This is a genomic window from Sphingomonas aestuarii (genome assembly GCF_054457155.1).
Window position 1 is genome coordinate 376250 of record NZ_JBTKVV010000002.1, and the last position, 26535, is coordinate 402784.

Sequence of the window (26535 nt, forward strand, 5' to 3'; positions counted from 1 at the left end):
ACAAGTCCGGGGTGACGGGTGGCTCAATCCTCCCCCACCCACGCCGTCAGCAGCGTGTGCGCAATCGCATAGGGCGGCGGCGCAAGGAACGGCGCGCCCGCATCCCCGGCCAGCGCGGCGGCGCAATCGTCGCGGCGGACCCAGATCGCGTCCTCCAGTTCGTTGCGGTCGATCGTCAGCGCATCGTCCTCGGCTTTCGCCACGCAGGCGATCATCAGCGACGAGGCGAACGGCCAGGGCTGGCTGGCGACATAATCGACCTCGCCGACGCGCACGCCGGTTTCCTCCCAGATTTCGCGCGCGACCGCTTCCTCCACCGATTCGCCGACTTCCACGAACCCCGCCAGCGCCGAATAGCGCCCCGGCGGCCAGCCGGGGCCGCGACCCAGCAGCGCGCGGCCGTCATGTTCGGCGATCATGATGACGACGGGATCGGTTCGCGGGAAATGCTCCGCGCCGCAATTGTCGCAGGCGCGCGCCCAGCCGGCGCGGATCATCCGCGTGGGGCTGCCGCATTCGGCGCAGAACTGGTTGCGGACATGCCAGTCGACCACGCTCCTCGCCTGGGCATAGCGCGCGGCGTCGCCTTCGCGCAGCAGCCCCAGCATCTGCATGATCCTGGGCGAGCGCCCGCGGACGGGCCGCATATCGGGGGTGACGCAAGTGAAATAGGGCCGCTCGCCCTCCAGCCCCAGCAGGATCGGCTCCGCGTTTTCAGGCAGATCGGCGAGCGTCGTCCAGATCAGCCCGCCCGCATCGTCGAGCGACGGATCGAGCGCGTCGAGCATCAGCAACCGCCCGCGCCAGTCGCCCAGCATCGCTTGAATCGCGTCGGTATCGTTCCTGAACCGGTCGGCACGGTCGAGCCCGCCGCCGGTAAAGCCGGGTCGCAACTTCACCGCGAATAGACCGCCTTCATCAGATCGGCGCGGAGCGGCCATTTCTCCGCCGGGAAATAATTCACATAAGCCGATGCGCGCAGGCCGTTCTTGGGATCGACCCAGGCGATCGTCCCCGCCGCACCGCCCCAGCCATAGGTGCCCGCCCCTGGCCCGCCGGGCACATCGGTCAGCGTCACGAACCCGCCCGCGCCGTAGCCGCCCGCATTGTTCTGCGCGCCGGTGCCGGGAATGCCTGAAAAGGTCACGCCTTGCGGCAACAGGTTCGACATGGCGAGCCGCACCGTCTCCGCTTTCATGACCCGGCGGCCGTCCAGCTCGCCACCGTTCAGCAGCATGGCGAGGAACCGGTCATAATCGCGCGCCGACATCACCAGCCCCGCGCCGCCATAGGGAAAGCTGGGCGCCTTGGCGTATACCGAAGCGCTGCCTGCGGGATCGAGCGGAATGCGGTTGTCGCCCGCCCAGAAATAGTTCGGCCCCAACCGTCCGGCTTCGCTCGAAGGCACCGCCCAATAGGTGGATGTCATCCCCAGCGGTCCGAACATGCGGCGTTGCAGGAAGTGCTCGAACGACATGCCGCTCGCGACCTCGATGACGCGGGGCAGCAGGTCAAGGCCGATCGAATAGCTCCATTCGGTCCCCGGATCGGCGATCAGCGGCAGCGTCGCCAGCCGGTTGGCGAATTCCTCCAGGCTTTTGGGGCGGACGGTGACCGCCTGCGCCTCGGTCTTGGGCTCGACCGCGCCGGGGAGGATGCCCAGCCGCTCATATTCGGCCTTGAGCGGCCCCGTGGTGACGATGGAGTAACCGAGCCCTGCGGTATGCGTCAGCAGGTGGCGGACAGTGATCGGTCGTGCGGCGGGGCGGCTGTTCAGGCTGTTTTCGGGATCGGTCAGCACCCGCATGTTCCGAAACGCCGGGATCAGCTCGTGGATCGGCTGGTCGAGCCGCAGCTTGCCGTCCTCGACCAGCATCATTGCCGCCATGCCGGTGATCGGCTTGGTCATCGAATAAACGCGCCACAGGCTGTCGGCGTCGGCAGATTCGCCATTGGCGGCATCGTCGATGCGTCCGGCGTGCGCGAAATGGGCGGGTTGGCCGCGCGTGCCGACCGCCAGCACGATCCCCGGCGCGCGGTTTTGCGCCACATAGCTTTCGGCAAGCGCGTCGGTGGCGGTGGCCGTGGCGCGTGGTGCAGGGGCGGGGCGCGCGACTTGCGCTTCCAGCGTCGGCGCAAAGACGATGCCGGAGAGCGCGGTCCCGGCAAGGACGACGGCGACGGCGGCGCGTTTCAGGACGGTCATCGGTCGGTCTCTCCCAGATGCTTTATGGCCTTGGCGAACACGGTGGGCAGCCCTGCCGAATCGAGATCGGCGATCGGCCACCATTCGCCTTCGACTGAGGATTGCCCGTCCCATGTCCCGCGCACAAGCGCGCATCTGAGCGCGAAATGAGTGAAGACGTGGGTGACCTCGGCATCGATCGGCTGCCATTCGGTGGCGACGGGGGCATCGGCCAAGCCGGGCGGTTCATCGTTCCACAGACCCGTAGGAAAGGCACGCATACCCCCGAGCAATCCCTTGTCCGGGCGGCGAACGAGCAGCACGCGATCGTCGTCATGCAGTAGAAAGATCGTGCCGAACCGTTGCGGCTTGGCCCGTTTGGGCAGGCGGCGCGGGTAAGTTGCGGGATCACCTTTTGCTCGCGCCGCACAATCGGGTGCCAGCGGACAGAGCAGGCATTTGGGCGATTTCGGCGTGCAGATCCCCGAGCCGAGATCCATCATCGCCTGCGCGAAATCGCCGGCGCGCGTGTCCGGTGTGATCGTATCGGTCAGGCGCTTGAGTTCGGGCTTTGCGGCAGGCAGCGGGGTTTCGACCGCGAACAGTCGCAACACCACCCGCTCGACATTGCCGTCCACGACCACCGCACGCTGGCCGAAGGCGATGCTGGCGATGGCGGCGGCGGTATAGGCGCCGATCCCCGGCAGCTTGAGCAATTCGGCTTCGCTGGTCGGTAACCGCCCGCCATGCTCGCTCGCCACGGCTCGCGCGCACGCCAGCAAATTGCGCGCGCGGGCATAATAGCCGAGCCCTGCCCAGGCGCTCATCACGTCCGCGTCTTCGGCGGCGGCGAAGCTCTCGAAGTCCGGCCAGCGGGTCGTGAATTTCTCGAAATAGGGAATCACGCTCGCGACCTGCGTCTGCTGGAGCATGATTTCGGACAACCAGACCCGGTACGGATCGGCGGCATTCGCCCCCGGCGGCGCGCGCCACGGCAGGTCGCGGGCATTGGCGTCGTACCAGTCGAGCAGCGTGCCCGCGATCCCGCCCGGATCAGTTCGCAGATTGTCTAGCACGGCTCGCCTATGGCATGGGTGGCGGCGATATTCGAATGGCGAACGAACCCCCTCCGAAGAAACCGCGCAAATCGCGTGCGAAACCCGTTGCCGCCACCGAACGGCCGCGCGGTGGCGTGCGCGCGGTGTCCGACCTGCTGCCCGATATCGGCGCGGCGGCATTTCGGCGCTTCGGCTTCGTGCAAAGCTCGATCGTCAGCCGCTGGGCGGAAATCGTCGGCGATCGCTATGCGCGCGTCTCGACGCCCGAATCGATTCGCTTTCCCCACGGACAGCGCGCCGACGGCGTGCTGACGCTGACCGTCGAGGGCGCGCACGGGACGATGATGCAGCACATCTCGCCCGAGATCATCGACCGCGTGAACCGCTTCTTCGGCTATACCGCGGTCGCTAAGGTGGCGTTTCGCCAGGGCGACGTCCGCCGCGACGCGCCGCGGGAAAAGAAAGCCGCTGAACCCGTCGCCGTTCCCGCCGAACTCGGCGATTCGCTGCGCGCGATCGTCGATCCCGAATTGAAGGCGGTGCTTGAGGCGCTGGCGGTCGGCGTCGCGCAACCCCGTCCCATCCCCAAGATCGGAAAAATCAACTGATGTCGCGTATCCTCGGCCTTGTCGGCGTCCTGCTCGCCCTGCTGGTCGCCGCACCCGCCGCCCAGGCGCAGCGCGACTGGCGAACCAACGTCACCCGGACACAGGCGGGCGATTACGTCATCGGCAATCCGGCGGCAAAGGTTTCGCTCACCGAATATATCAGCTTCACCTGTCCCGCCTGCCGCCTGTTCGTCGAACAATCGAGTCCCGCGCTGCGCGGCGATCTGGTCCGGCGCGGGGTGGTGCGGGTCGAGATTCGCAACATGACGCTGAACGGCCTCGACATGGCCGCCGCGATGCTCGCGCGCTGTGCCGGGCCAAGCGGCTTCGTGCCGATGCACGACCTGATCTATGCCAATCAGGGGGCGCTGATCGACCGGGCGCAGCGTATCCGTCCGGCGTTTCTCGCCGGATCGCCGACCGACCAGGCAAAGGCCTTTGCCGCGCAAAGCGGCCTCGCCGATCTCGCCAAGTCGCGCGGGATGACCGATGCGGGAATCGAACAATGCCTGTCGAACAGCGTCGAACTCGACCGGCTGTCGACATCGACGCAAGCCGCACTCCCCCGCATCCACGGCACGCCGGGGTTCGAGATCAACGGCAAAATCGCCCATGACGTCCACAACTGGACCGCGCTTCAGCCACTGCTGACGGCGGCCGGCGCCAAATAAGCCCATCTTTCAGGAGAATTATCCGATGCGTATTCTGCTCATCACGGCCTCTGCCCTGGCGCTTGCGGCATGCGGCGGCGAAGGCGACGGCAACGTCGTCACCGCGCCTGCCGGTTCGATCGAGAATGTCGCCGCGCCTGCAGGCCAGAGCTGGACCGAGGTGGTCGAGCGCACCCCCGAAGGCGGCTTTCGCATGGGCAACCCGGACGCGCCGCTGAAGCTCGTCGAATATGGATCGCGCTCGTGCCCGGCCTGCGCCAATTTCTCCGAAACCGCGTCCGAGCCGCTCAAGCAGCAATATGTCGCCAGCGGCAAGGTCAGCTTCGAATATCGCGACTTCATCCGCTCGCCGCTCGACATTTCCGCGGCACTGGTGGGCCAGTGCGGTGGCACCGCCGCGTTCTTCCCGATGCTGGAGGGGATGATGGCCGACCAGGCGGCGATGTTCGAACGGCTGGAAGCAGCGGGTGACGGCTTGCAGGCGCAGCTTCAGGGGATGCCGCCCGCGCAACAGGCGGGGGCGCTGGCCGATGCACTCGGCTATGTCGAATTTGCCAAGGCGCGCGGCGTGCCCGAACCCCAGCTTCGCCAGTGTCTGGCCGACACCAATGCCGCACAGGCACTCGCCGACGGCACGCAAAGCGCGGCGCAGGAATATAACCTGCCCGGTACCCCAACCTTCCTGCTCAACGGCAAGGTCGTGCCGAACGCGGTCGCGTGGCCGCAGGTCGAGCAGGCGCTGAAAGCGGCCGGCGCGTAAAGGACGTCGGGGGGCGGGGCGATGAAGATCAGGCGATTGAGGCTTTCGGGCTTCAAGAGCTTCGTCGATCCCGCCGACCTTCGGATCGAACCGGGGCTGACCGGAGTCGTCGGCCCCAATGGCTGCGGCAAGTCCAACCTGCTCGAAGCGCTGCGCTGGGCGATGGGCGAGAATTCCGCCAAATCCATGCGCGGTTCGGGCATGGAGGACGTGATCTTCGCCGGGACCGCGACGCGCCCGCAGCGTGAGTTCGCCGAAGTCTCGATCCTGGCGGATGACGGCGAGGGCGACGAACTCGAAATCGTCCGCCGGATCGAACGCGGGGCGGGGTCCGCCTACCGCATCAACGGGCGCGACGTGCGCGCCAAGGATGTCGGGCTGATCTTCGCCGACGCCGCCACCGGCGCGCATTCGCCCGCGCTCGTCAGCCAGGGCAAGATCGGCGCAGTCATCGCCGCCAAACCCGCCGAACGCCGGGCGATGCTGGAGGAAGCGGCGGGGATCGCGGGGCTCCACGTCCGCCGCAAGGATGCCGAACAGCGCCTGCGCGCGACCGAGGCGAACCTGACGCGGCTGGGCGAGATCATCGCCGATCAGGAAGCACGCGCATCCCAATTGAAACGCCAGGCGCGGCAGGCCGAGCGCTATCGCCAGCTGTCCGACCGCATTCGCGTTGCCGAGGCGCGGATGATCTATGCCCGCTGGCGCGATGCGGCGGCGGCGGCGGATGTCGCGAAACGCGAAGCCGAGGCCGCCGAGGCGCTGGTGATGCAGCGGGCCGAGGCGCAGCGCGCGGCAGCGGCGCACAGCCATGATGCGACGCAGAAGCTGGCGACCGCGCGCGTCGCGGCGCTGGCGGCGCGCGATGCGGCAGGCGATGCACTCAGGAAACGCGAGGCGCTGGAGTCCCAACAGGCGAGCACGGAGCGCCGCATCGCCGAGGTCGCTGATGCGCGCGAGCGGCTGAGTGCCGACCGCGCGCGCGAAGGCGATCTGGCGAACGATGCCGCCAACGCGCTCAAGCGGCTGGCGGACGAACTGAAAACGCTGGAGATGCGGATCGCCGATGCGGCGAAGCGGGTGCCCGCCGCCGATGCGGCACTCGCCACCGCCGAACGTGCCGCGCGCGATGCGGAAGTCGCGCTGGCGCAGGCGCTTGCCGATCAGGCGCGCGAGGCCGCCGACGCGCGCGTCGCGCAGGCAGCGGTCGCGGCGGCGCACCAGCGGCTCGACCGGGCGACCCGCGACGTCGCCCGGATCGAGGCGGAGCGCGCGGGGCTGTCCGACGCGGCGCCGCTACAGGCCGCGCGCGATATGGCGCGCAAGGATCGCGCGCGCGCCGACCGCCAGATCGAATCGGCACGCGCCGGCCTGAACCGCGCCGACGCCGCCGAACGCAGCGCGATCGAGGCGCAAGGCCGCGCCCAGAGCGCCCGCGCTGCCGCGCATGCCGAACTTGCCGCGCTCGACAGCGAAACGGCGGCGCTGTCGAAGGCGATTCGCCCGTCCGGCCGCGACCGCCTGCTCGACCGGCTGCGCGCCGAACCGGGGTACGAACGCGCGCTCGCATCGGCGCTTGGCGACGATCTGGAAGCCGGGCTAGACCCCAAGGACGAGCGCCACTGGGCGGGCGCGTCGCCGCTCGCCGCCGATCCTCCCGCGCCGCGCGGCACCACGCCGCTTGCCCGCATGGTCGATGCGCCCGAGGCGCTGGCACGGCGGCTGGCGCAGATTTTCGTGGCCGAAACCGATGACGGCCAGCCGCTGGCGGTCGGCCAGCGCCTCGTCACCCTGGCGGGGGTGTTGCGGCGCTGGGACGGTTATGTCGCGCTGAGCGGCGGCGCGGCGGCGGCCGAGCGGCTGGAGCGCGTCAACCGGCTCCGCGCGCTGGAAAAGGCGCGCCCGGCGCTGATCCGTGCGGTCGACGCCGCCAACGCTGATCTGGCGCGCGTCGATGGCGACATATCCGAGGCGAGGCGCGCCGCTGCGGATTGCAGACGGCTGCTAGATGCCAGCGAATCGCTGTCGCGCGACGCCGCCCGCGCCGAGGACCGCGCCGCCGCCGCGCTCGAACGGCTCGACGCGCAGGCACAGGATCTGGCGCAGAGGGCGACTCGCGTCGCGATCGATCGCGACGATGCGGCGGCGGAAGTCGCGCGCGCCGATGCCGCGCTTGCCGCACTCCCCGACGGCAGCGCCACGCGCGATCGGGTCGCGCAACTGACCAGCGGCGCGGAAGCGAAGCGCGGCGCGGTCGCCGCCGCACGCGCCGAACGCGCAGGCATCGACCAGGCGCTGGCGGTGAATCGCGAACGTCAGGCGAGCGCCACCGCCGACATCCGCAACTGGAAAGCGCGCGCGGGCGATGCCGCCAAACGGATCGCCGACATGGACAAGCGCGCGGTCGCGCTCGCCGAGGAAGCGGCGGTGCTGGCGGCAAAGCCCGACAACATTGCGCGCGCGCTCGACGCCGCGCGCGCCGAGGCGGAGGAAGCGCGCACCGCGTCCGAAGCGGGAGTGATCGCCGAACGCGAGGCAGAGGCGGCATTGCGTGCGCTGGAGGCAAAGGCCGCCGCCGCCGCTGAATCGCTCGCCGAAGCGCGCGAGCAACGCGCCGGGGCTTTGGCGCGCGCCGAGAACCAGGAACTGCGACGGGTGGAGATGGGGCGGCTGTCGGGCGAGCGCTTCGAATGCCCGCCTCCACTCTTGCCGGAACGCTTAGTGTTCGACGCCGACAGCGTGCGCGAGCCGGGCGCGGAATCCGCCGAGCATGAACGGTTGAACGTCGAACGCGAGCGGATCGGGCCGGTCAATCTGGTCGCCGAGACCGAACTCGCCGAACTTGAGGCGGGCACGGCGACCAACATCCGCGAGCGCGACGAACTGGAAACCGCGATCCACCGGCTGCGCGGGTCTATCGGGACGCTGAACCGTGAGGGGCGTCAGCGGCTGCTCGCCGCGTTCGAGGCGGTGGACAAGCATTTCCAGCGGCTGTTCACGACATTGTTCGGTGGCGGTCAGGCGCATCTCGCGCTCGTCGATTCGGACGATCCGCTGGAGGCGGGGCTGGAGATCATGGCCCAGCCGCCCGGCAAGCGGCTCCAGTCGCTGACGCTCTTGTCGGGCGGCGAACAGGCGCTGACCGCAGTCGCGCTGATCTTCGGCCTGTTCCTGACCAACCCCGCGCCGATCTGCGTACTCGACGAGGTCGATGCGCCGCTCGACGACGCCAATGTCGAACGCTTTTGCGACCTGCTCGACGCGATGACGCGCGAGACCGAGACCCGCTACCTGATCGTCACCCACAACGCCGCGACGATGGCGCGGATGCACCGGTTGTTCGGGGTAACGATGGTCGAGCGCGGGGTCAGCCGTCTGGTGTCGGTCGATCTCGGCGGAGCAGAGGGGTTGCTGGCGGCGGAGTGACATCAACCGTCACCCCGGCCGCGGTGCCGGGATCCACCGAGCGGTATCCGATGCGCTGAATTCTTTAGCTACTTTAAAGCGGCTCAGTGGACCCCGGCACTGTGGCCGGGGTGACGGAGTAGTTTAGGCGCCATCACGCGCTTGCTGGTGATGGCGGATCACCTCGTCGATGATGAAGCGCAGGAATTTCTCCGAGAATTCGGGGTCGAGATTGGCATCGCGCGCCAGCGACCGTAGCCGTTCGATCTGGCGTTCCTCGCGGCCCGGATCAGCAGGCGGGAGCCCGGTTTCGGCCTTGTAGCGGCCCACCGCCTGCGTCACCTTGAATCGTTCCGCCAGCATGAAGACGAGCGCGGCATCGATATTGTCGATGCTCTGGCGGTAATGCTCCAGCCGGTCGTCGGTCATGCGCGATCCTTTTTCGAGCGCTCACCCTGAGCCTGTCGAAGGGTGTTATGGCAGGCTTCGACTAGCTCAGCCTGAGCGCGGTTGGGGGATGTGTCGCCTTGTTGCGCCCCCGCGGCAACCCTGGTTTTCTTCGACCCGCCCTTGCCTTTGCTTGGCCCCTCCGCCACATCGCGCAGCGACATGACAGCCACGGTCCACCGCCTGGGCGCCTCCTCCGCCCCATCGCTCGATCCGCTCGTCGGGCTGGTCGCGCACGACCTGAACCTTGTGAACAGCGTGATTCTCGACCGGATGCAGTCGGACATTCCGCTGATCCCGACGCTGGCCGGGCATTTGATCGCCGGCGGCGGCAAGCGCCTGCGCCCGATGCTGACATTGGTAAGCGCCAAATTGCTCGATTATGCGGGCACGCGACACCACCGGCTGGCCGCAACGGTCGAATTCATCCACACCGCGACGCTGCTCCACGACGACGTCGTCGACGGATCCGACCTGCGGCGCGGCAAACGCACCGCCAACGTCATTTGGGGCAATCCGGCAAGCGTGTTGGTCGGCGATTTCCTGTTCAGCCGCAGCTTCGAACTGATGGTCGAGGATGGCAGCCTGAAGGTGCTGAAAATCCTCTCCAACGCGTCCGCCGTGATCGCGGAAGGCGAGGTCAACCAATTGACCGCCGCGCGCCGCACCGACACGTCGGAGGAACGCTATCTCGACATCATCGGCGCCAAGACTGCTGCCTTGTTCGCCGCTGCGTGCCGCATCGCCGCAGTGGTCGCCGAGCGGCCCGAGGCGGAGGAAGCTGCGCTCGACGCTTATGGCCGCAATCTGGGCATCGCGTTCCAGCTCGTCGATGACGCGATCGATTATGTGTCGGACGCAGGCACGATGGGCAAGGACGCGGGCGACGATTTCCGCGAGGGCAAGATGACCCTGCCCGTAATTCTCGCCTATGCCCGCGGCGATGCCGAGGCGCGCGCATTCTGGAAGGACGCGATCGAGGGACGGCGTTCGTCCGACGACGATCTGGCCGAAGCGACTCGCCGCGTTCAGGAAACCAACGCCGTGGCCGACACGCTGGCGCGCGCGCGGCATTACGGCCAGCGCGCGATCGACGCGCTGGGCATCTTTCCCGATTCCGCCGCCAAACGCGCGATGGTCGAGGCCGTCGAGTTCGCAATCCACAGGGCCTATTGATGCGTAACAACCCACGTGTGACCGCCGACGGCTATGACCGGATCGGCCCGTTCCACCCGAAACTGGTATGGGCCGCGATCCTGCTGGTCGAACTGGTCGTCGTGGTCAGCCTGCTGACCGGCTTCGTGTGGGTCGGCGACAAGGTCGAGGACCGGATTGCGCCCGGCGGCACCGAATGGATCGATTTCTGACATGCTCGTATCGCTGATCGCCATTGCTGCACTGGTGCAAAGCGCTGGCGAGCGCCCGACGCTCGATCAGGCGCAGCGTTGTTCGGCGCTGGTCCATGTCGCGAGCCTGGCCGATGCCGAGAATGACGACCTGTTCGACGCCGGGCTTTACTGGTCGCTCGCCGCCACCGAGATCGCGCGCGACGCCGACGTCACCGATCGCGATTTCGCCGCCGCGCAGGACCGCGCCCGCGCTGCGGCAGCGAGCGGCGACAAGGCGGCGCTCGACGCGTGCCTGCGCGCCGTGCCCAGCCTGAATGGCCGGGGCTGACCCGACCGCCGGACTGCCGATCGCGGCGGTCCTTCCCGACATTCTTACAGCGCTTCAGGGTGCGCCGAACCTTGTGCTCGTCGCCCCGCCCGGCGCGGGCAAGACCACGGCGGTCGCGCCCGCGCTGCTGGACGAGTCGTGGTGCGGCGGCGAAATCCTGCTGCTGTCGCCCCGTCGCCTGGCCGCACGCGCCGCTGCCGAACGCATGGCCGAACTGGCGGGGGAGGCGGTCGGCGCGACCTATGGTTACGCCACGCGGATGGACAGCAAGCGGTCGGCAGCGACGCGCGTTACCGTCCTGACCGAAGGCATTTTCGTCAACCGTATCCAGGCCGATCCCGAACTGGCGGGGGTATCGGCGGTGCTGTTCGACGAGGTGCATGAACGCAGCCTCGATAGCGATTTCGCACTGGCGCTGGCGCTCGACGCGCAAGCCGGATTGCGGGGCGACCTGCGGCTGGTGGCGATGTCGGCGACGCTGGACGGCGCGCGCTTTTCGACGCTGATGGACGCCCCCGTCGTGGAGAGCGAAGGCCGCAGCCACAGCCTCGACCTGCGCCATGTCGGACGCAGCAGCGAAGCGCGGATCGAGGATGACATGGCCCGCGCGATCCGCCGCGCGCTGGCCGAGGACGATGGCGGCATCCTCGCCTTTCTGCCCGGCGTGGCGGAGATCAACCGCACGGCGGTGCGGCTGGAGGGGCTGGGCGACGGCATCGCGCTGCACCTGCTCCATGGCGGCGCGGACCCCGCCGAGCAACGCCGCGCGATCCGTCCCGACCCGGAGCGGCGGCGCAAGGTCGTGCTCGCCACCTCGATCGCCGAAAGCGCGCTGACCCTGGACGGCATCCGCATCGTCATCGATTCGGGCCTGGCGCGCCGCCCGCGCTACGACCGCGCGGCGGGGATGACGCGGCTGATGACCGAGCGCGTCAGCCGGGCATCGGCCACCCAGCGCAGCGGTCGAGCGGCGCGTCAGGCGCCGGGTATCGCCTATCGGCTGTGGGAAGAAGCGGCGACCGCGGGCTTGCCGCCGTTCGATCCGCCCGAGATTGCAGAGGCCGATCTGTCGGCGCTGGTGCTGGCGACCGCGATCTGGGGCGTGGCCGATCCGCGCGATCTGCACTGGCTCGATCCGCCAAGCGATGCAGCGATCGCAGAGGCGCGGCGGCGGTTGCACTCGATCGGGGCAGTCGACGCCGACCACCGCCCGACACCGCACGGGCGAAAAATCGCGACGCTGCCGATGCCGCCGCGGCTCGCGCATATGCTGATTCGTTCGGGTGAACTTGGCATCGCCGACCGTGCGTCGGAGGTCGCGGTGCTGCTCGGCGAGCGCGGACTGGGCGGCAACGACCCCGATCTGGAGGCGCGCGCGCGCCGCTGGCGCGGCGAACGCGGCAAGCGCGCCGATGCGGGGCGGGCGCTGGCGCGGCGTTGGGCGAAGCTGGCTTCCCGGCCGTCCGATGCACCGTCCCGGCTGAGCGCCTCGCCGGTCGCCGTCGCGTTGGCGCTTGCCTTTCCCGACCGGATCGCGCGGCGGCGCGACGCGTCGGGCGAGCAATGGGCATCGGTCGGCGGGCGCGGCTATCGGCTTGATCCGCTGTCGAGCCTCGCGCGCGAGGAATGGCTGGCGGTTGGCGAAGCGCAGGGGGTGGCGTCGGGCGCGCGGATATTGTCGGCGGCGGCGATCGACCTGGCGACGATCGAGGCGCTGTTCGGCGACCGCATCGAACGCCGCACCCATGTCGCCTTCGACCCCGCGACCGGCACGGTGGCGACGACCAGCGAGCGGCGGCTGGGCGCGCTGAAACTCGGCGGCGGGCAGGATGCGTCGGCGTCGAAGGAAGCGATCGCGGCGGCGTTGGTCGAGGGGGTGCGCACGCATGGCCTGTCGCTGCTGCCTTGGGACGACGTCGCACTGGCGCTTCGCGCGCGCGCTGCCTTTGCCGCGACGCACGGCGCAGCGTTACCCGCGCTCGACGATGCCACGCTGATCGACCGGCTCGACGAATGGCTGCCGTCGCTGGTCGAGGGGAAGCGGCGGCTCGACGCCCTGTCGCCTGCCGCCCTCACCCAGGCGCTCGAAGGGCTGCTTGGCTGGGATGGGCTGCGGACGCTCGATGCCATTGCGCCCGCGCGGCTTTCCACGCCTGCGGGATCGAGCCACGCAATCGACTATGCGGCAGAAGCCGGGCCGACGGTCGAATGCCGCCCCCAGGCGCTGTTCGGGCTGGCGGGGCACCCGATGGTGGCGCGCGGGCGGGTGCCGATCGTGCTCAGCCTGACTTCGCCCGCCGGACGCCCGATCCAGACGACTCGCGACCTGCCCGGTTTCTGGGCGGGAAGCTGGAGTGCGGTGGCCAAGGAAATGCGCGGTCGATACCCTCGCCATCCCTGGCCCGACGATCCCGCAAACGCTTCACCGACATTGCGCACCAAAAATGCGGATGCACGGGCGCGCGGTTCGCGCTAATCGGAACGCGAGTCGAAACCGGAGTTTGCCGCCGTGCCCACCGCCCGTATCTATCAGCGCCCCAAAAACGCGATGCAGTCGGGCCGCGCGCGCACTGCCGAATGGATGCTGGAATTCGAACCCAGTGAGGCGAAGAAGCCCGATCCGCTGACCGGCTGGGCCGGTTCGGGCGACACGCGCGAACAGGTTCGGCTGAGCTTTCCGACCTGCGAAGCGGCGGTCGAATATGCGACGCGCGAGGGGATCGCGCATCACATCGCCGCGGCACCGGAGCGCAAGCTGAAGCTTCAAGCCTATGCGGATAATTTCCGGTAAGCTGTTTCGGAGGCTCGCGCTCCCCTATCCCGTTCGTTTCGAGCGAAGTCGAGAAACGCCTACCAGCGCTTTGGTCACGTTTCTCGACTTCGCTCGAAACGAACGGATGGGAGGGGCGATTAGCGGCTAACTGAGTATCGAGCCCGCCAGCAGCAACAGCAGTTTGACGTCCACCGCATAGCCTTTGCCGCGCATCTCGGCGATAAACCCCGGCACCTCCGCCAGCGCGACACGGTGCACGACGATCCCCTCGTCCTCCACCCCGCCGCCGTCGCCCACGCGCACCAGATCATGCGCGCGCATCAGGTGGAAGCTTTCCGAGACCATGCCGGGCGAGGAATAGAATTCATCCAGATTTTCAATCCGCCCCGCGCGGTATCCGGTTTCTTCCTCCAACTCGCGTGCCGCTGCCATTTCCGGCGCCTCGCCCGCATCATCGTCGCCGATCAGCCCGGCGGGCAGTTCCAGACAGCGCCGCCCCAGCGGCACGCGATACTGATCGACCAGCAGCACATGCCCGTCGTCCACCGCCAGGATGACCGCCGCGCGGATGCCGCGGGCGCGCGAGACATATTCCCAGCGGCCCTGTTTCTTCGCGGTGACGAACCGCCCGGCCCACATCGTCTGAATGGGCGCATCATGATCGGGCGGCAGGCTCAAAGCTCGATCAGCCGGTCGGGCAGTTCGTTGGGATTGTCCTCCGATGCGGGCACATGCGCGTGGAGGATATCGCCGATCGCATCGACCGCCGCGACCATCCCGCCCGCCGGATCGCCGTCGCGCACCCGGTCGACCAAAGCCGCCATCGCATCGCCCCAGCGTTCGGGCGGCACCGCATGGTGGATCGCTTCATCGGCGACGATCTCGGCCACATGCTCGTCGAGGCTGAGGTAGAGGAGAATGCCGACGCGGGTCGCGGTGCGCTTTTCAGCACTGGCGCGAAAAAACTGGACCGCGCGCCGCCGTACCCGTCGCGACTTAACCGCGCGCGGGGTGAGCGCGAACCGCAGCCGGTCCCAGGACAGCGCGTATCGCACGACCAGATACACGATCAGCTCGGCCGCGAGCACGAACAGCAACAGCCGCTGCGCCTCGGCATCGCCCTCGGCGCGCCAGCCGCCCGACACCCAGTCGAGCTTCGCCTCGATCACGCCGGGAAACAGCGCGATCGCGCCCAGCGCGAACAGCATCGCCGCGACCGCCCAGATGAAGGCGACATCGCGGTAATCGTCCGAATGGCCGGTGACGATCGTCACGATCTCGCCATCGGTGCCCTGTTCGGCGCGCGCGACGGAAGCGGTGACCCGCGCGTGATCGGCCTCGGACAGTCGGATCGTCGCCATCACCAGCCCCCCGATGCGCCGCCGCCGCCGAACGACCCGCCGCCGCCGGAGAAACCACCACCGCCGAACCCGCCGCCGCTGCCGCCGCCGAAACCGCCGCCGCCCCAGCCACCGCCACCCGATCCGGTCCAGGTCGGACCCCAGATGACGACGGGGGCGCGACCGCGGCGATATTTCTTGCCGCCCGCCGCGCCGATCACGACCGGCACGAGGATGAACAGCAGCACGGCGATCCAGAAGATGAGCGCGATCCAGTTGACGTCGCCGCCACCGCGCGACGAGCGACTGGCCTTGGCCGCCTCCAGCGCGCGCGCTTCCGCTTGTTCGAGCGGCAGACGAAGCTGCTCGGCGATCTCGTTCGCGCCCGCGACGATGCCCCCGCCCATGTCGCCGTCACGAAATGCGGGCAGGATCGTGCCGTTGATGACCTGACTGGCGTAACCGTCGGGGATCACCGGCTCCAGGCCGTAACCGACCTCGATCCGCACGCGGCGCTCATTGGGCGCGACGAGCAGAATGACGCCGTTATTGGCTTCGGACTGGCCGATCTGCCATTCGCGCCCCAGCCGGTATCCGTAATCCTCGATCGGATAGCCTTGCAGGTCGGGCACGGTTGCCACCACGAACTGGCGCGACGACGCCGTCTCGATCTCCGCCGATAGCGCGGTCAGTTGCGCTTCCTGTTCGGGCGACAGCAACTCCGCCGAATCGACGACGCGGCCCGTCAGCTCGGGAAAGGTCTGCGCCGCTGCGGGGCTGGCGACAAACGCCAGCACCAGCAATAGCCAATGAGGGGGGCGGATCAACGTCAGTTGCTATTGCCGAAATCGACGGTCGGCGCCTGGTTCGCGCCTGCCTGTGCTTCGAAGGGTACCATCGGTTCAGCACCGTGGATCACCCGCGCGCCGATCGCGTCGGGAAAGGTGCGGATGGTGGTGTTATAGCCGCGCACCGCTTCGTTATAGTCGCGGATCGCGATGTTGATGCGGTTCTCGGTCCCCTCGATCTGGCTCATGAAGGTCTGGAACCCCTGCTGGCTCTGGAGCTGGGGATAGGCCTCGACATTGGCGAGCAGCCGCGACAGCGTGCCGCCCAGCTGCTGCTGCGCGGCCTGGAACTGTTGGACGCGCGCCGGATCGGTCAGATCGTCGCCCGAAACCTGGATCGCGGTCGCGCGGCTGCGTGCGTCGATGACGTCGGTCAGGATCTGGCGCTCGCTGCCCGCCGCTCCCTGCACCGTCGCCTGAAGATTGGGGATCAGGTCGGCGCGGCGCTGATAGGCCGCCTGAACGTCGGCCCATTTCGCCTTGGCATTTTCCTCTGCGGTGGGCACGCTGTTGATGCCGCAGGCCGAGAGGCTGAGCGCCATGATGCCGATGAATGCGAGACGAATTGACATGCGGTGGCCTTTCATCGCCTAAGTGTTACCCGTTGATACGACACCGGGTGGGTGGCGTAAAAGCGAAATCGGAGACCTTGGGGAAGGGAGACCGGAGATGCTGAACGAATTCAAGACCTTCATCGCGCGCGGCAACGTCATCGACCTGGCGGTCGGCGTCATCATCGGCGGCGCGTTCGCGACGATCACCAAATCGCTGACCGACGATCTGATCATGCCGGTCGTCGGCTGGCTGTTCGGCGGATTCGATTTTTCCAGCTATTTCCTGATCCTGGGCGATGTTCCCGAAAGCTATACCGGATCGCTCGCCAACTATGCCGCGCTCAAGGAAGCGGGCGTGCCGCTGTTCGGATACGGCCAGTTCGTCACGGTGGCGATCAACTTCCTGATCCTCGCCTTCATCATCTTCCTGTTCGTGAAGGGCGTGAACCGAATGGTCGCGCGGATAGAGCAGGAAAAGGCGGAAGGGACCGCGCCGCCCGCGGCGGACCCCGCCGACGTCGTCCTGCTCCGCGAAATCCGCGACGAATTGCGCGCGCGCAAGGGGGATTGATCGGAAGGGGCCACCGGCGGGGCAGCGGTCAAAGGGTGCGAAAGCGGAAACCGGAAAAGCGTGCGGTGCTCTGTCCGGCCGAATAGAATAAGGGCCGGGCCTCCGGGCCTGAGCATCCGAAACCCGCCGCAGACGTGATGGTGGTATTCCGACACCCCCATGCCCCCGGTCAAACCGCTTCCACGTTCGCCCGCCATCGCCGCCAGTGTCATTGGTGACGATGTGACGATCGTTGGTGACGCGGAAAATCCGCCGGGTGGGAGGGGACAAAACTTCGCCCACTCAGTCCCTGCGGAACCCGATTTTGCCTCTGTCGCGTCGATGCGGGCGCGGTTCGTCAAAAAAGGCCCGCGGTTACCCGCGAGCCTCTTCTGTGCCGCAATGCGGCTTAGCCGAAGGTCGTTTCCAGCGTGATTTCGGCGTTCAGAACCTTGGAAACCGGGCATCCTGCCTTTGCTTCGTCGGCAATGCGACGAAACTCGGTTTCCTCGATTCCCTCGACCTTGCCGGTCAGCGTCAGGTCGGACCGGGTGATCTTGAACCCGTCGCCATCCTTGTCCAGCGTGACCTTGGCGCTGGTTTCCAGCGTGCCTGCCGAGTGCCCGGCCTTTGCCAGGGCAAAGGACAGTGCCATCGTGAAGCAGCTGGCATGCGCCGCCGCGATCAGCTCTTCGGGGTTGGTGCCGGGTTCGGTTTCGAACCGTGTGTTGAAGCCGTAGGGTTGGTCGGAGAGCACGCCCGACTGTGTCGAGACGTGCCCTTTCCCGTCCTTGCCCAGGCCGTCGTAGCGTGCGGAGCCGCTGCGGGTGGTCATGGCAACTTCCCTTTGCTTAGCGGCAGCGAACTTCGCCCTTTTCGACCGATTCGCCGATCGCGGCACCGGCGGCACCCCCGATCAGCGCGCCGAGCAGCGACGATCCGCCGGGTGCAATCACCGCACCCAGGGTGCCACCGGCTGCCGCGCCGATGACCAGGCCCGACGTGCCATCCGGGCGACGGCAATAGTAACGTCCGTCCGACCCGCGATAGATGCGATCGTTCCGGCTGAGGCGGCGCTCGGTGTAGTTGGGGCCGTCGCGATAATAGCGCGGTGCGTCCCAATTATCGGAATAGCCCGGACGGTCGAACCCGCTGCCATATTGGCTGCACGCACCCAGCGTCATTGCGGTAGCCGCGGCACTGGCGGCGATCATCAATTTCTTCATCGTCACTCTCCCTCTGTTGAATGCTGCTTATGGAAAAAGGGGCGCCCCGGATGGGGCGCCCCTGATGGCTTCGATCAACGGCGACGCTGGGCGCGGCATTCGCGCTTCTGGCCGCTGCGTTCGACTTCGCGACCGACCAAGGCGCCGGCACCTGCACCGAGCACGGTGCCGAGCGTGCGGTCGCCGCGGGTGTCGACCGTGCGACCGACCAGCGCGCCCGCTACGCCGCCGACCAGCAGGCCGGTCGTGCCGTCGGGGCGGGTGCAGTAATAGCGACCGTCACGGCCCCGCCACTCGCGATAGCGCCGGTTCTGGTCGAACGAAGCCGCAGTGGCGGTCGCCGACTTGATTTCGACGCGGTTGCTGTCCGAAACGCCGATCCCCGCCGGGATGGCGACAGCAGCGGCGACGGCTGCGATCATGAGCTTGTTCATTGAAATACTCCCTTCCGTACTATGGAATATGTGCCCCCAACGCATCGACGCGCGGGTAAGTTTCATGAACGGAATGACAGGGAAACCGGCCATTCCGTGCTCGCCTCGATTGATACCGAGCAAGCGCAACCGAAATGAACCGCGCGATATGAACGTCCGCTGCGGGCTTGATCGTCGGACGACAGGGCGGTTCGATCGTGCGACGAGGCGTTCTGTCGCCGGGCCGCGGCCTTATCTTGGATGCGGTTCGGCTGTCCCCATTATCCACGTTATCCACAGGGACGGCAGCGTCGATTTACCCTTTGTGCGACTCGCAAAGGGTGACACCATCCATTTGCAAGCGAGCGACGGAACGAAGAGAAATCCTAGCAAAGTCAATTGCTTGTGGCTCATTTGGCATGGGCTGGTGCCTTCGGGAAACCGCATATGCCGGATTGGGTCGGTCGATCGGAGCGACCGGATGCGAATGGTGTCGATGCTGAATGGCGCTTGCGTCACCAAGTGGCGACGACCGGACGTAACCGGACCCGCGAAGAAACGACCACAGGCCAAACGAGCGGTTCGCCGCGCGGGAGGCTGGCCACGGATACACGAACGCGGCTTCATCGGATGGAAACATCGGAGGAATTGGCGATCGACGAACGGGCCGAAGCAACGTGGAATTTGCCTTCGGGCAAAGGAAGCGGAGCTGGCCGCCGAGGCCGGAAACGCGGGAAGCATCGACCTCCGGGTCGGCGCGGACAGGCGACCGGCCCCGGTGACCGACCTCATGATCGTGAAGTCTCGCCGCCCTTGCCGGTGCGAGGCAGAATGATCGTGAAGCCGCCGAGCGAAGGCGGCGACGCGCCCGATGAGGGAGCAACCGCCGCCGGATACGGCGACACGGGGGAGCTGACAGCGATGTCGGCTCCCTTTTGTCGTTGTCCGACTTTTGCCGCTCTCCGGCGCTTCCTGCCAATTTGGAAAAATTTGGAAATTTGCTCGGCAGCTTCGGACGTCGTTTGCGAATGGGCGGTTATCGGCTCACGCACCAATTCCTGTTTGGGGTTCCATCGTGGCGACCTCTTCCGCTAGCGTCGGCGCGAGCGGTGGAACAGGGGCGCATTCGAAGATGATCGATTTGGCTGGGACAAGGCGCGTCCTGCGGGTGCGCGGCGCGGCGGCGCTGGTTGCGGGCGCGCTCTCGATATCCGCATGCGCGCCGGTCATGGCACCGCGGCTGACGGATAATGCGCCTGTCGCGCCCAATGCGGTATCGGGTCAGGCATTCGTTGCCGCCGCGCATCCGCTGGCGGTCGAGGCGGGGCTGAACGTGCTGCGGGGCGGCGGCAGTGCGGTCGATGCGGCGGTCGCGATCCAGGCGATGTTGAGCCTGGTCGAGCCGCAGAGTTCCGGGCTGGGTGGCGGTGCGTTCATGGTCCGCTATGATGCGAAGACGCGCGCCGTCACCGTTTACGATGGCCGCGAAACCGCGCCTGCGGGCGTGCGGCCGGATGTGTTCATGGGCGCCGACGGCAAACCGATCGGTTATCGCGCCGCCGTGCTGTCGGGCAGCGCGACGGGCGTGCCGGGGGTCGTGCGGATGCTGGCGATGGCGCATGAACGCCACGGCAAGCTGGCGTGGCGCGACCTGTTCGGCGATGTCGCCCGCACAGCCGAGCAGGGATTCGTGATCGGCGCACGACTGGAGCGCTTCGTCCACGGCAGCGCGCCACAGGCAAGCGCACCCGATGTCGTCGCCTATTTCCGCAACGAAGCAGGCGAGAAAATCCGTGCCGGCGATCGGCTGCGCAACCCCGCTTATGCGGCGTTCGTACGAAGGCTGGCCGATGGCGGGCCGGAGGTGATGTACGCAGGAGAGACCGCCAGGCGAATCGTCGCGCGGGTGCGTGAGGGCGACCTGGCATCGACCATGACGGAACGCGATCTCGCCGCCTATCGCCCGGTCGTCCGCGAGGGGCTTTGCAATCCCTACCGCGTCTATATCCTGTGCGCGCCGCCGCCGCCGTCGAGCGGGGTGGGGCTGCTGCAATTGATGGCGCTGGTCGAGCGCACTGACATCGGCACGCGCGGGCCGACCGACCCGGTCGCCTGGGTCAAATATGCCGAGGCGAGCCGGTTGATGTATGCCGATCGCGACGCCTATGTCGGCGATACGCCCGACGTGCCGGTGAAGGGGATGCTCGATCCGGCCTATGTCGCGTCGCGCGCGGCGCTGGTCGGCGACCGCGCCGGGGCCGCACCCAAGCCGGGGACGCCACCGGGCGCGCGCACCGCGTCGATCGACGCGACTCATGAGGTCGCCGGAACCTCGCATTTCGTCGTGGTGGACGGCGAGGGCAATGCGGTGTCGATGACGACGACGGTCGAAAGCCTGTTCGGATCGGGCCGGATGGTCGACGGGTTTTTCCTGAACAACCAGATGACCGATTTCGCGTTCGTGCCGAGCGGCCCCAATGCCATCGCACCGGGCAAACGCCCGCGATCGTCGATGGTGCCGACGGTGATACTGGACCGTGACCGCCAGCTGGTCGGCGCGATCGGGTCGCCCGGCGGCAACGCCATTCTCGGCTATGTGTCGAAGGCGCTGATCGGCGTCATCGACTGGAATCTGCCGATGGCGGAAGCGATCGCGCTGCCCAATCTGATCGCGCGCGGATCGAGCTTCAACGGAGAGGTCAGCCGGTTCACGCCCGAAATGCGGCGCGCGATGACCGAACGGGGCGTCACGGTCCGCGCCGGATCGGGCGAGGATTCGGGGCTGCACGGCGTCATCATCCGCGACGGTCGGTTCGACGGCGCGGCCGATCCGCGTCGCGACGGCGTGGCGCGCAGCATCACGCTGGCACCGCGCGGGCAGGCCGCGCCATGAGCGCGCTGACCCCGTTCCACATCGCCTTTCCGGTCGACGATCTGGACGCTGCGCGAGCGTTCTACGGCGAGGTGATGGGGTGCCCTGAGGGGCGCAGCGCCGACGACTGGATCGATTTCGACCTGTACGGGCATCAGATCGTGGCGCACCGCGTCGCTGGGCATCGCCCGCGCGCGGCGCATAATCCGGTCGACGGCCATGCGGTGCCGGTGCCGCATTTCGGCGTCGTCCTGACGCCCGAACGATGGCGAGCGCTGGCCGATCGGCTGACCGCGAACGGCGTCGCCTTTGTCATCGAACCGCATACCCGCTTCGCCGGTCAGCCGGGCGAGCAATCGACGATGTTCTTCCTCGACCCCGCAGGCAATGCGCTCGAGTTCAAGGCGTTCGCCGATATGGGCAATCTGTTCGCGAAATAGGCGGGGCAGGGCAGTTCAAACTGTTCGGCTCACCCCTTTCCCGACCCCGCCGCGCTTGCTATGGCCCGCGCAAACCACCGCATTCAGCGTCTCAAGGCGCGCTCGCGCGGCTCCCTGCCGCCTCCCCGTGAGCGCCACGACGAAACAGGGAAGGACGTAACGTCACATGACAGCCATCGGCCAGGACACGCTCGGCACCCGCGACACGCTCGATGTCGGCGGCAAGCAGTACAGCTACTATTCGCTGCCCAAGGCCGCGGCGAAGCTCGGCGACATTTCGCGCCTGCCTTTCTCGATGAAGGTGCTGCTTGAGAACATGCTCCGCTTCGAGGACGGCGTGACGGTCACGCCCGAAGACGCGCAGGCGTTGGTCGACTGGCAGAAGGACGCGCGGTCCGACCGCGAAATCCAGTATCGCCCCGCGCGCGTGCTGATGCAGGATTTCACCGGCGTTCCCTGCGTCGTCGATCTCGCGGCGATGCGCGACGCGATCACCAAGCTGGGCGGTGACGCGGCGAAGATCAATCCGCAGGTGCCCGTCCATCTCGTGATCGATCACTCGGTCATGGTCGACGAATTCGGCACGCCCAAGGCGTTCGAGCAGAATGTCGAGCTGGAATATGAGCGCAACGGCGAGCGTTACGAATTCCTGAAATGGGGATCGAAGGCGCTGGACAATTTCAAGGTGGTGCCGCCAGGCACCGGCATCTGCCATCAGGTGAATCTGGAATATATCGGCGACGCGGTTTGGAATTCGGTTGCGCCTGACGGCACCACGGTCGCCTATCCCGATACGCTGGTCGGCACCGACAGCCACACGACGATGATCAACGGGCTGGGCGTGCTGGGCTGGGGCGTCGGCGGAATCGAGGCGGAAGCCGCGATGCTGGGGCAGCCGGTATCGATGCTGATCCCCGAAGTCGTCGGCTTCAAGCTGACCGGAAAGCTGAAGGAAGGCATCACCGCCACCGATCTGGTGCTGACGGTGACGCAGATGCTGCGCGCCAAGGGCGTGGTCGGACGCTTCGTCGAATTCTACGGCCCCGGTCTCGCGATGATGAGCCTGGCCGATCGTGCGACCATCGCCAACATGGCGCCCGAATATGGCGCGACCTGCGGCTTCTTCCCCATCGACGACAAGACGCTTGATTACATGCGCCTGACCGGTCGCGATGCCGAAACCGTCGCGCTCGTCGAGGCTTACTGCAAGGCGCAGGGCATGTGGCGCGAGGATGACGCCGCCGATCCGATCTTTACCGACACGCTCGAACTCGACATGGGCTCGGTCGTGGCCAGCCTGGCGGGTCCGAAGCGCCCGCAGGACCGGGTGACGCTGGGCAAGGTCGACGAGGTGTTCAACAGCGACCTGTTCAAGGTCTATGGCAAGGAAAATGGCCACCGCGTCGCAGTGGATGGCAAGGACCACGACATCGGCGACGGCGACGTGGTGATCGCCGCGATCACCAGCTGCACCAACACGTCGAACCCGTCGGTGCTGGTCGCCGCGGGGCTGGTCGCGCGCAAGGCGAACGAACTGGGCCTGAAGCCCAAACCGTGGGTCAAGACCTCGCTCGCGCCGGGTTCGCAGGTCGTCACCGACTATCTGACCAAGGCGGGCCTCACCGCCGACCTCGACGCGATCGGCTTCAACCTGGTCGGCTATGGCTGCACCACCTGCATCGGTAACTCCGGCCCGCTGGCCGAGCCGATTTCGAAGGCGATCAACGGCAACGACATCGTCGCCGCCTCCGTGCTGTCGGGCAACCGCAACTTCGAAGGCCGCGTGTCGGCGGATGTGCGCGCCAATTTCCTCGCCTCGCCGCCTTTGGTCGTCGCCTATGCGCTGAAGGGCACGGTGACCGAGGACATCACCGAAACCCCGATCGGTCAGGGCAAGGACGGACAGGACGTGTTCCTCAAGGACATCTGGCCGACCAACGAAGAAGTCGCCGCCACCGTCGCCGCCAACATCGACGACGGCATGTTCCGCGCGCGCTACGGCAACGTCTATCTCGGCGACGAGCATTGGCAGAAGATCGAGGTCGAAGGGTCCGACACCTATCGCTGGCCCGCCGCCTCCACCTACGTCGCCAATCCTCCGTACTTCGACGGGATGACGATGACGCCCGCACCGGTGACCGACATCATCGACGCCAAGCCGCTGGCGATCCTCGGCGATTCGATCACCACCGACCACATCTCGCCCGCCGGTTCGATCAAGGCCGACAGCCCGGCGGGGTCGTATCTGCAAGAGCATCAGGTCGCGCGTGCCGATTTCAACTCATACGGCGCGCGGCGCGGCAACCATGACGTGATGATGCGCGGCACCTTCGCCAATATCCGCATCAGGAACGAAATGGTTCCTGGCGTCGAAGGCGGCATGTCGTCCTACAAGGGCGAAACCATGCCGATCTATGACGCGGCGATGCGCCACAAGGCCGACGGCACGCCGCTCGTCGTCGTCGCGGGCAAGGAATATGGCACCGGATCGTCGCGCGACTGGGCGGCGAAGGGCACCAATTTGCTCGGCGTCCGCGCGGTCATCACCGAAAGTTTCGAGCGTATCCACCGTTCGAATCTGGTCGGCATGGGCGTGCTTCCCTTGCAGTTCGCCGAGGGGGTGACCCGCCAGACGCTGAAGCTCGACGGCAGCGAGACGTTCACCATTACCGGCGTCGCGGAAATCCGCCCGCGGCAGGACGTGTCGGTCACGCTGACCCGCGCCGACGGCTCGACCGAAACCTTCCAGACCAAGTGCCGGATCGATACCGTCAACGAGCTGGAATATTTCCTCAATGGCGGGATCCTGCATTACGTGCTGCGCAAGCTGGCGGCGTAAGCGGCGATTTCTGCACCGGAAATGAAGAGGGCGGCTCCCGCAAGGGGCCGCCCATTTTTTTACGATTATCCATCCTATCCCCACCCGTTGGTCCTGAGTAGCGATCGAGTAGCCCCGAAGGGGCGTATCGAGAGCGCGTATCGAAGGATGTGAGGCGCGGAACGGTGCTTCGATAGGCGCGCGGGCGCGCGCTACTCGGTCTCGACTCAGCACAAACGAGGGAGGAGACTCTTTATCCCCTCACGGATAACTGACCGTTTTCGGCACTTCGGGGATGGGGATCCATTCCTTCTCATCCCCGGGCACTTTGGGAAACTCACCCGCCGTCCAGGCGCGCTTCGCCTCGTTGATGCGTTCGCGTGACGAGCTGACGAAATTCCACCAGACGTGGCGCGGGGTCGCGAAGGCTTCGCCGCCGGCCAGCATTACGCGGCCTCCGTTGGCTGAGCGCAAGGTCGCCGCGATACCGGGTCTGATGACGTAGAGCTTTTGCGGCTCCAGCGTCATGCCTTCCAGTTCGGCCTCGCCCATCGCCAGATAAACGCAGCGTTCGTCCGTCGAATCATCGATCGGCACCGACCCGCCCGGCTCCAGCACGATGTCGGCATAGATGGTTTCGGCGTGGGTGGTCGTGGGGGCGGTTGCGCCCCACAGGCTCCCCATGATGATCCGCGCGTTTGCGCCCTTGCTTTGGATGACTGGCAGTGCGCTCGCCTCGACATGCTCGAAATCGGGGTCGGTTTCCTCGTGCCGCTCGGGCAGTGCGAGCCAGGTCTGGATGCCCGACAGGGCCGGACCGCGCTGGCGCTCACCGCCGGGCGAACGTTCCGAATGGACGATGCCGTGGCCGGCGGTCATCAGGTTCACCGCGCCGGGCTCGATCGTCGCGAACGTCCCCAGCGAATCGCGATGGTCGATTGCGCCATCGAACAAATAGGTGACGGTCGACAGGTTGATGTGCGGATGCGGGCGCACGTCGATCCCGTCGCCTTCGGGCAAATGTGCCGGCCCCATCTGGTCGAAGAAGATGAACGGCCCGACCATCGTTCGCGGGCGGCTGGGCAAGGTGCGGTGGACCTTGAATCCGCCCAGGTCATGGGTGGTCGGCTCGATCGTCTGTAGGATCATGTCGTCATTGGTCATGCGGTTCAGCCTATGCCGGGCGACGCTCCCGGTAAAGCGCCCGTGGTTTGCGTGCTGCCTGACGGTCGTTCGATCATGCCGCGCGCGCGGTCGAGTGCTTCGGGCGTGTCGATGTCCAGCAACTGGTCGGCGGGCCAGTCGATCAGCCCCATGTCCGCGTTTGCCAGCGCCGATCGCGCGCCGCGTTCGCCGGTCAGCCCGCCCAGCCGGGGCAGCAGCCGGGCGGGGATCCAGGCGGGTGGACCGCCAACATCGCCGCTATGGCGTGCGAACGTCGCGTGGCCGGGGTGGATCAGCGTTGCCAGAGCGCGGCCATCGACGAAGGGCATGTCGGCCAGCAGGATGATCAGCCCCGCATGACGGCCCGCCATGGCCGCGCGCGCGGCGCAGGCGACCGATGTGCCCATGCCCTGCGCAGCGTGAGGGTTGTCGATCAGTCGAATGCCTAAGCGCGCCTGCGCTTCGAGTGCAAAGGACGGCGGCGTCGATCCGACCACCACCGCGATCGCGAACCCGCTTTCCGCCGCATTCGCCAGCGCCCATGCGCCCAGCGCCCGGCCGCCAAGCGGCGCATCGAGCTTGCTCCCGCCGAAGCGGCGAGCCGATCCGGCGGCAAGGATTGCCACCAACGGGCCGTGCGGGGATCGAGGGTCGCTGGACATCGCCGCGCGTTAGCACGAGACGTAGGCAACGAAAAAACGGGGCCGCTCGTCGGGGCGACCCCGT

27 protein-coding genes and 1 pseudogene are annotated in these 26535 nt (G+C 67.3%); 14 read left to right on the plus strand and 14 right to left on the minus strand.

All coding sequences use genetic code 11. From position 1 onward, the window contains the following. Positions 1-23 precede the first annotated feature (23 nt). Genes nudC through mutY form a run of 3 tightly spaced genes read right to left on the minus strand, consistent with a single transcriptional unit; the run spans position 24 to position 3261 of the window. A complete protein-coding gene (nudC, locus tag ACX0GZ_RS05030) occupies positions 24-899 on the minus strand; it encodes an NAD(+) diphosphatase (RefSeq protein WP_458814000.1) in 876 nt (291 codons plus the stop codon). Next, on the minus strand, positions 896-2206 hold the full coding sequence (locus ACX0GZ_RS05035) for a serine hydrolase domain-containing protein (RefSeq protein WP_458814002.1): 1311 nt from the start codon (positions 2204-2206) through the stop codon (positions 896-898). Before ACX0GZ_RS05035 ends, nudC begins: the two co-directional genes overlap by 4 nt. Then, positions 2203-3261, minus strand: a complete 1059-nt coding sequence (gene mutY / locus ACX0GZ_RS05040) for an A/G-specific adenine glycosylase (RefSeq protein ID WP_458814004.1) — start codon at positions 3259-3261, stop codon at positions 2203-2205. Before mutY ends, ACX0GZ_RS05035 begins: the two co-directional genes overlap by 4 nt. 35 nt (positions 3262-3296) lie before the next feature. On the opposite strand from mutY, the gene ACX0GZ_RS05045 reads away from it, so the two are divergent. From ACX0GZ_RS05045 to smc, 4 genes are read left to right on the plus strand one after another with little or no spacing between them, the layout of a single operon-like run. Continuing rightward, on the plus strand, positions 3297-3851 hold the full coding sequence (locus tag ACX0GZ_RS05045; RefSeq protein ID WP_458814006.1) for a DUF721 domain-containing protein: 555 nt from the start codon (positions 3297-3299) through the stop codon (positions 3849-3851). Beyond that, the gene (locus ACX0GZ_RS05050; RefSeq protein ID WP_458814008.1) at positions 3851-4522 is read left to right on the plus strand and encodes a DsbA family protein; all 672 of its coding nucleotides are present in this window, start codon (positions 3851-3853) and stop codon (positions 4520-4522) included. The genes ACX0GZ_RS05045 and ACX0GZ_RS05050 overlap by 1 nt, the downstream gene beginning before the upstream one ends. Before the next feature lie 25 nt (positions 4523-4547). Continuing rightward, a complete protein-coding gene (locus tag ACX0GZ_RS05055; RefSeq protein WP_458814010.1) occupies positions 4548-5282 on the plus strand; it encodes a thioredoxin domain-containing protein in 735 nt (244 codons plus the stop codon). A 21-nt stretch (positions 5283-5303) separates the two neighbouring features. Then, complete coding sequence (gene smc / locus ACX0GZ_RS05060; RefSeq protein WP_458814012.1) at positions 5304-8708, plus strand: chromosome segregation protein SMC; 3405 nt, start codon at positions 5304-5306, stop codon at positions 8706-8708. Between the two features lie 123 nt (positions 8709-8831). Here smc and ACX0GZ_RS05065 read toward each other — a convergent pair whose 3' ends face one another. Beyond that, positions 8832-9116, minus strand: coding sequence for a chorismate mutase (locus ACX0GZ_RS05065; protein ID WP_458814014.1), 285 nt, complete (start codon positions 9114-9116; stop codon positions 8832-8834). A 180-nt stretch (positions 9117-9296) separates the two neighbouring features. On the opposite strand from ACX0GZ_RS05065, the gene ACX0GZ_RS05070 reads away from it, so the two are divergent. From ACX0GZ_RS05070 to ACX0GZ_RS05090, 5 genes are read left to right on the plus strand one after another with little or no spacing between them, the layout of a single operon-like run. Then, positions 9297-10310 (plus strand): polyprenyl synthetase family protein, encoded by a 1014-nt coding sequence (locus tag ACX0GZ_RS05070; RefSeq protein ID WP_458814016.1) that lies wholly within the window; start codon positions 9297-9299, stop codon positions 10308-10310. Then, on the plus strand, positions 10310-10501 hold the full coding sequence (locus ACX0GZ_RS05075; RefSeq protein WP_458814018.1) for a hypothetical protein: 192 nt from the start codon (positions 10310-10312) through the stop codon (positions 10499-10501). The genes ACX0GZ_RS05070 and ACX0GZ_RS05075 overlap by 1 nt, the downstream gene beginning before the upstream one ends. A 1-nt stretch (position 10502) precedes the next feature. Further along, a complete protein-coding gene (locus ACX0GZ_RS05080; protein ID WP_458814020.1) occupies positions 10503-10811 on the plus strand; it encodes a hypothetical protein in 309 nt (102 codons plus the stop codon). Then, positions 10798-13287, plus strand: coding sequence for an ATP-dependent helicase HrpB (gene hrpB / locus ACX0GZ_RS05085; protein ID WP_458814022.1), 2490 nt, complete (start codon positions 10798-10800; stop codon positions 13285-13287). Before ACX0GZ_RS05080 ends, hrpB begins: the two co-directional genes overlap by 14 nt. 33 nt (positions 13288-13320) lie before the next feature. Next, entirely contained in the window at positions 13321-13602 is a 282-nt protein-coding gene (locus ACX0GZ_RS05090) for an ETC complex I subunit (RefSeq protein WP_458814024.1), read from the plus strand. A 126-nt stretch (positions 13603-13728) separates the two neighbouring features. On the opposite strand, the gene ACX0GZ_RS05095 is transcribed toward ACX0GZ_RS05090, so the two are convergent. The 4 genes from ACX0GZ_RS05095 to ACX0GZ_RS05110 are packed head-to-tail and all read right to left on the minus strand — an operon-like array spanning position 13729 to position 16344. Next, on the minus strand, positions 13729-14223 hold the full coding sequence (locus ACX0GZ_RS05095; protein WP_458814336.1) for an NUDIX hydrolase: 495 nt from the start codon (positions 14221-14223) through the stop codon (positions 13729-13731). Positions 14224-14258: 35 nt separating this feature from the next. Further along, positions 14259-14945: a TPM domain-containing protein gene (locus tag ACX0GZ_RS05100; protein ID WP_458814026.1), complete on the minus strand. Its 687-nt coding sequence runs from the start codon at positions 14943-14945 to the stop codon at positions 14259-14261. Continuing rightward, positions 14945-15751: a TPM domain-containing protein gene (locus ACX0GZ_RS05105; protein ID WP_458814028.1), complete on the minus strand. Its 807-nt coding sequence runs from the start codon at positions 15749-15751 to the stop codon at positions 14945-14947. The genes ACX0GZ_RS05100 and ACX0GZ_RS05105 overlap by 1 nt, the downstream gene beginning before the upstream one ends. Before the next feature lie 2 nt (positions 15752-15753). Beyond that, entirely contained in the window at positions 15754-16344 is a 591-nt protein-coding gene (locus tag ACX0GZ_RS05110) for a LemA family protein (RefSeq protein ID WP_458814030.1), read from the minus strand. A 97-nt stretch (positions 16345-16441) separates the two neighbouring features. Here ACX0GZ_RS05110 and mscL point away from each other — a divergent pair, with 97 nt between their 5' ends. Further along, positions 16442-16897: a large conductance mechanosensitive channel protein MscL gene (gene mscL, locus ACX0GZ_RS05115; protein WP_458814032.1), complete on the plus strand. Its 456-nt coding sequence runs from the start codon at positions 16442-16444 to the stop codon at positions 16895-16897. 28 nt (positions 16898-16925) lie between these two features. Here mscL and ACX0GZ_RS05120 read toward each other — a convergent pair. From ACX0GZ_RS05120 to ACX0GZ_RS05135, 4 genes and pseudogenes are all read right to left on the minus strand, one after another. Further along, positions 16926-17176 (minus strand): annotated as a pseudogene (locus ACX0GZ_RS05120) (family 43 glycosylhydrolase); the annotation flags it as partial. 109 nt (positions 17177-17285) lie between these two features. Beyond that, entirely contained in the window at positions 17286-17711 is a 426-nt protein-coding gene (locus ACX0GZ_RS05125) for an OsmC family protein (RefSeq protein WP_458814034.1), read from the minus strand. A gap of 16 nt (positions 17712-17727) precedes the next feature. After that, positions 17728-18102: a glycine zipper 2TM domain-containing protein gene (locus tag ACX0GZ_RS05130; protein ID WP_458814036.1), complete on the minus strand. Its 375-nt coding sequence runs from the start codon at positions 18100-18102 to the stop codon at positions 17728-17730. A gap of 74 nt (positions 18103-18176) precedes the next feature. Beyond that, a complete protein-coding gene (locus ACX0GZ_RS05135) occupies positions 18177-18536 on the minus strand; it encodes a glycine zipper 2TM domain-containing protein (protein WP_458814038.1) in 360 nt (119 codons plus the stop codon). 810 nt (positions 18537-19346) lie between these two features. On the opposite strand from ACX0GZ_RS05135, the gene ACX0GZ_RS05140 reads away from it, so the two are divergent. From ACX0GZ_RS05140 to acnA, 4 genes are all read left to right on the plus strand, one after another. Next, the gene (locus tag ACX0GZ_RS05140) at positions 19347-19610 is read left to right on the plus strand and encodes a hypothetical protein (protein WP_458814040.1); all 264 of its coding nucleotides are present in this window, start codon (positions 19347-19349) and stop codon (positions 19608-19610) included. 37 nt (positions 19611-19647) lie between these two features. Further along, positions 19648-21408, plus strand: coding sequence for a gamma-glutamyltransferase family protein (locus ACX0GZ_RS05145; RefSeq protein WP_458814042.1), 1761 nt, complete (start codon positions 19648-19650; stop codon positions 21406-21408). Beyond that, positions 21405-21827, plus strand: coding sequence for a VOC family protein (locus ACX0GZ_RS05150; RefSeq protein WP_458814044.1), 423 nt, complete (start codon positions 21405-21407; stop codon positions 21825-21827). The genes ACX0GZ_RS05145 and ACX0GZ_RS05150 overlap by 4 nt, the downstream gene beginning before the upstream one ends. A 166-nt stretch (positions 21828-21993) precedes the next feature. Then, a complete protein-coding gene (gene acnA / locus ACX0GZ_RS05155) occupies positions 21994-24666 on the plus strand; it encodes an aconitate hydratase AcnA (protein WP_458814046.1) in 2673 nt (890 codons plus the stop codon). Between the two features lie 240 nt (positions 24667-24906). Here the strand turns inward: acnA and ACX0GZ_RS05160 are convergent, their stop codons facing one another. Together ACX0GZ_RS05160 and ACX0GZ_RS05165 are read right to left on the minus strand one after the other, a co-directional pair. After that, positions 24907-25809: a pirin family protein gene (locus ACX0GZ_RS05160; RefSeq protein ID WP_458814048.1), complete on the minus strand. Its 903-nt coding sequence runs from the start codon at positions 25807-25809 to the stop codon at positions 24907-24909. Between the two features lie 5 nt (positions 25810-25814). After that, complete coding sequence (locus tag ACX0GZ_RS05165) at positions 25815-26435, minus strand: nucleotidyltransferase family protein (RefSeq protein WP_458814050.1); 621 nt, start codon at positions 26433-26435, stop codon at positions 25815-25817. Between the last annotated feature and the right edge of the window lie 100 nt (positions 26436-26535).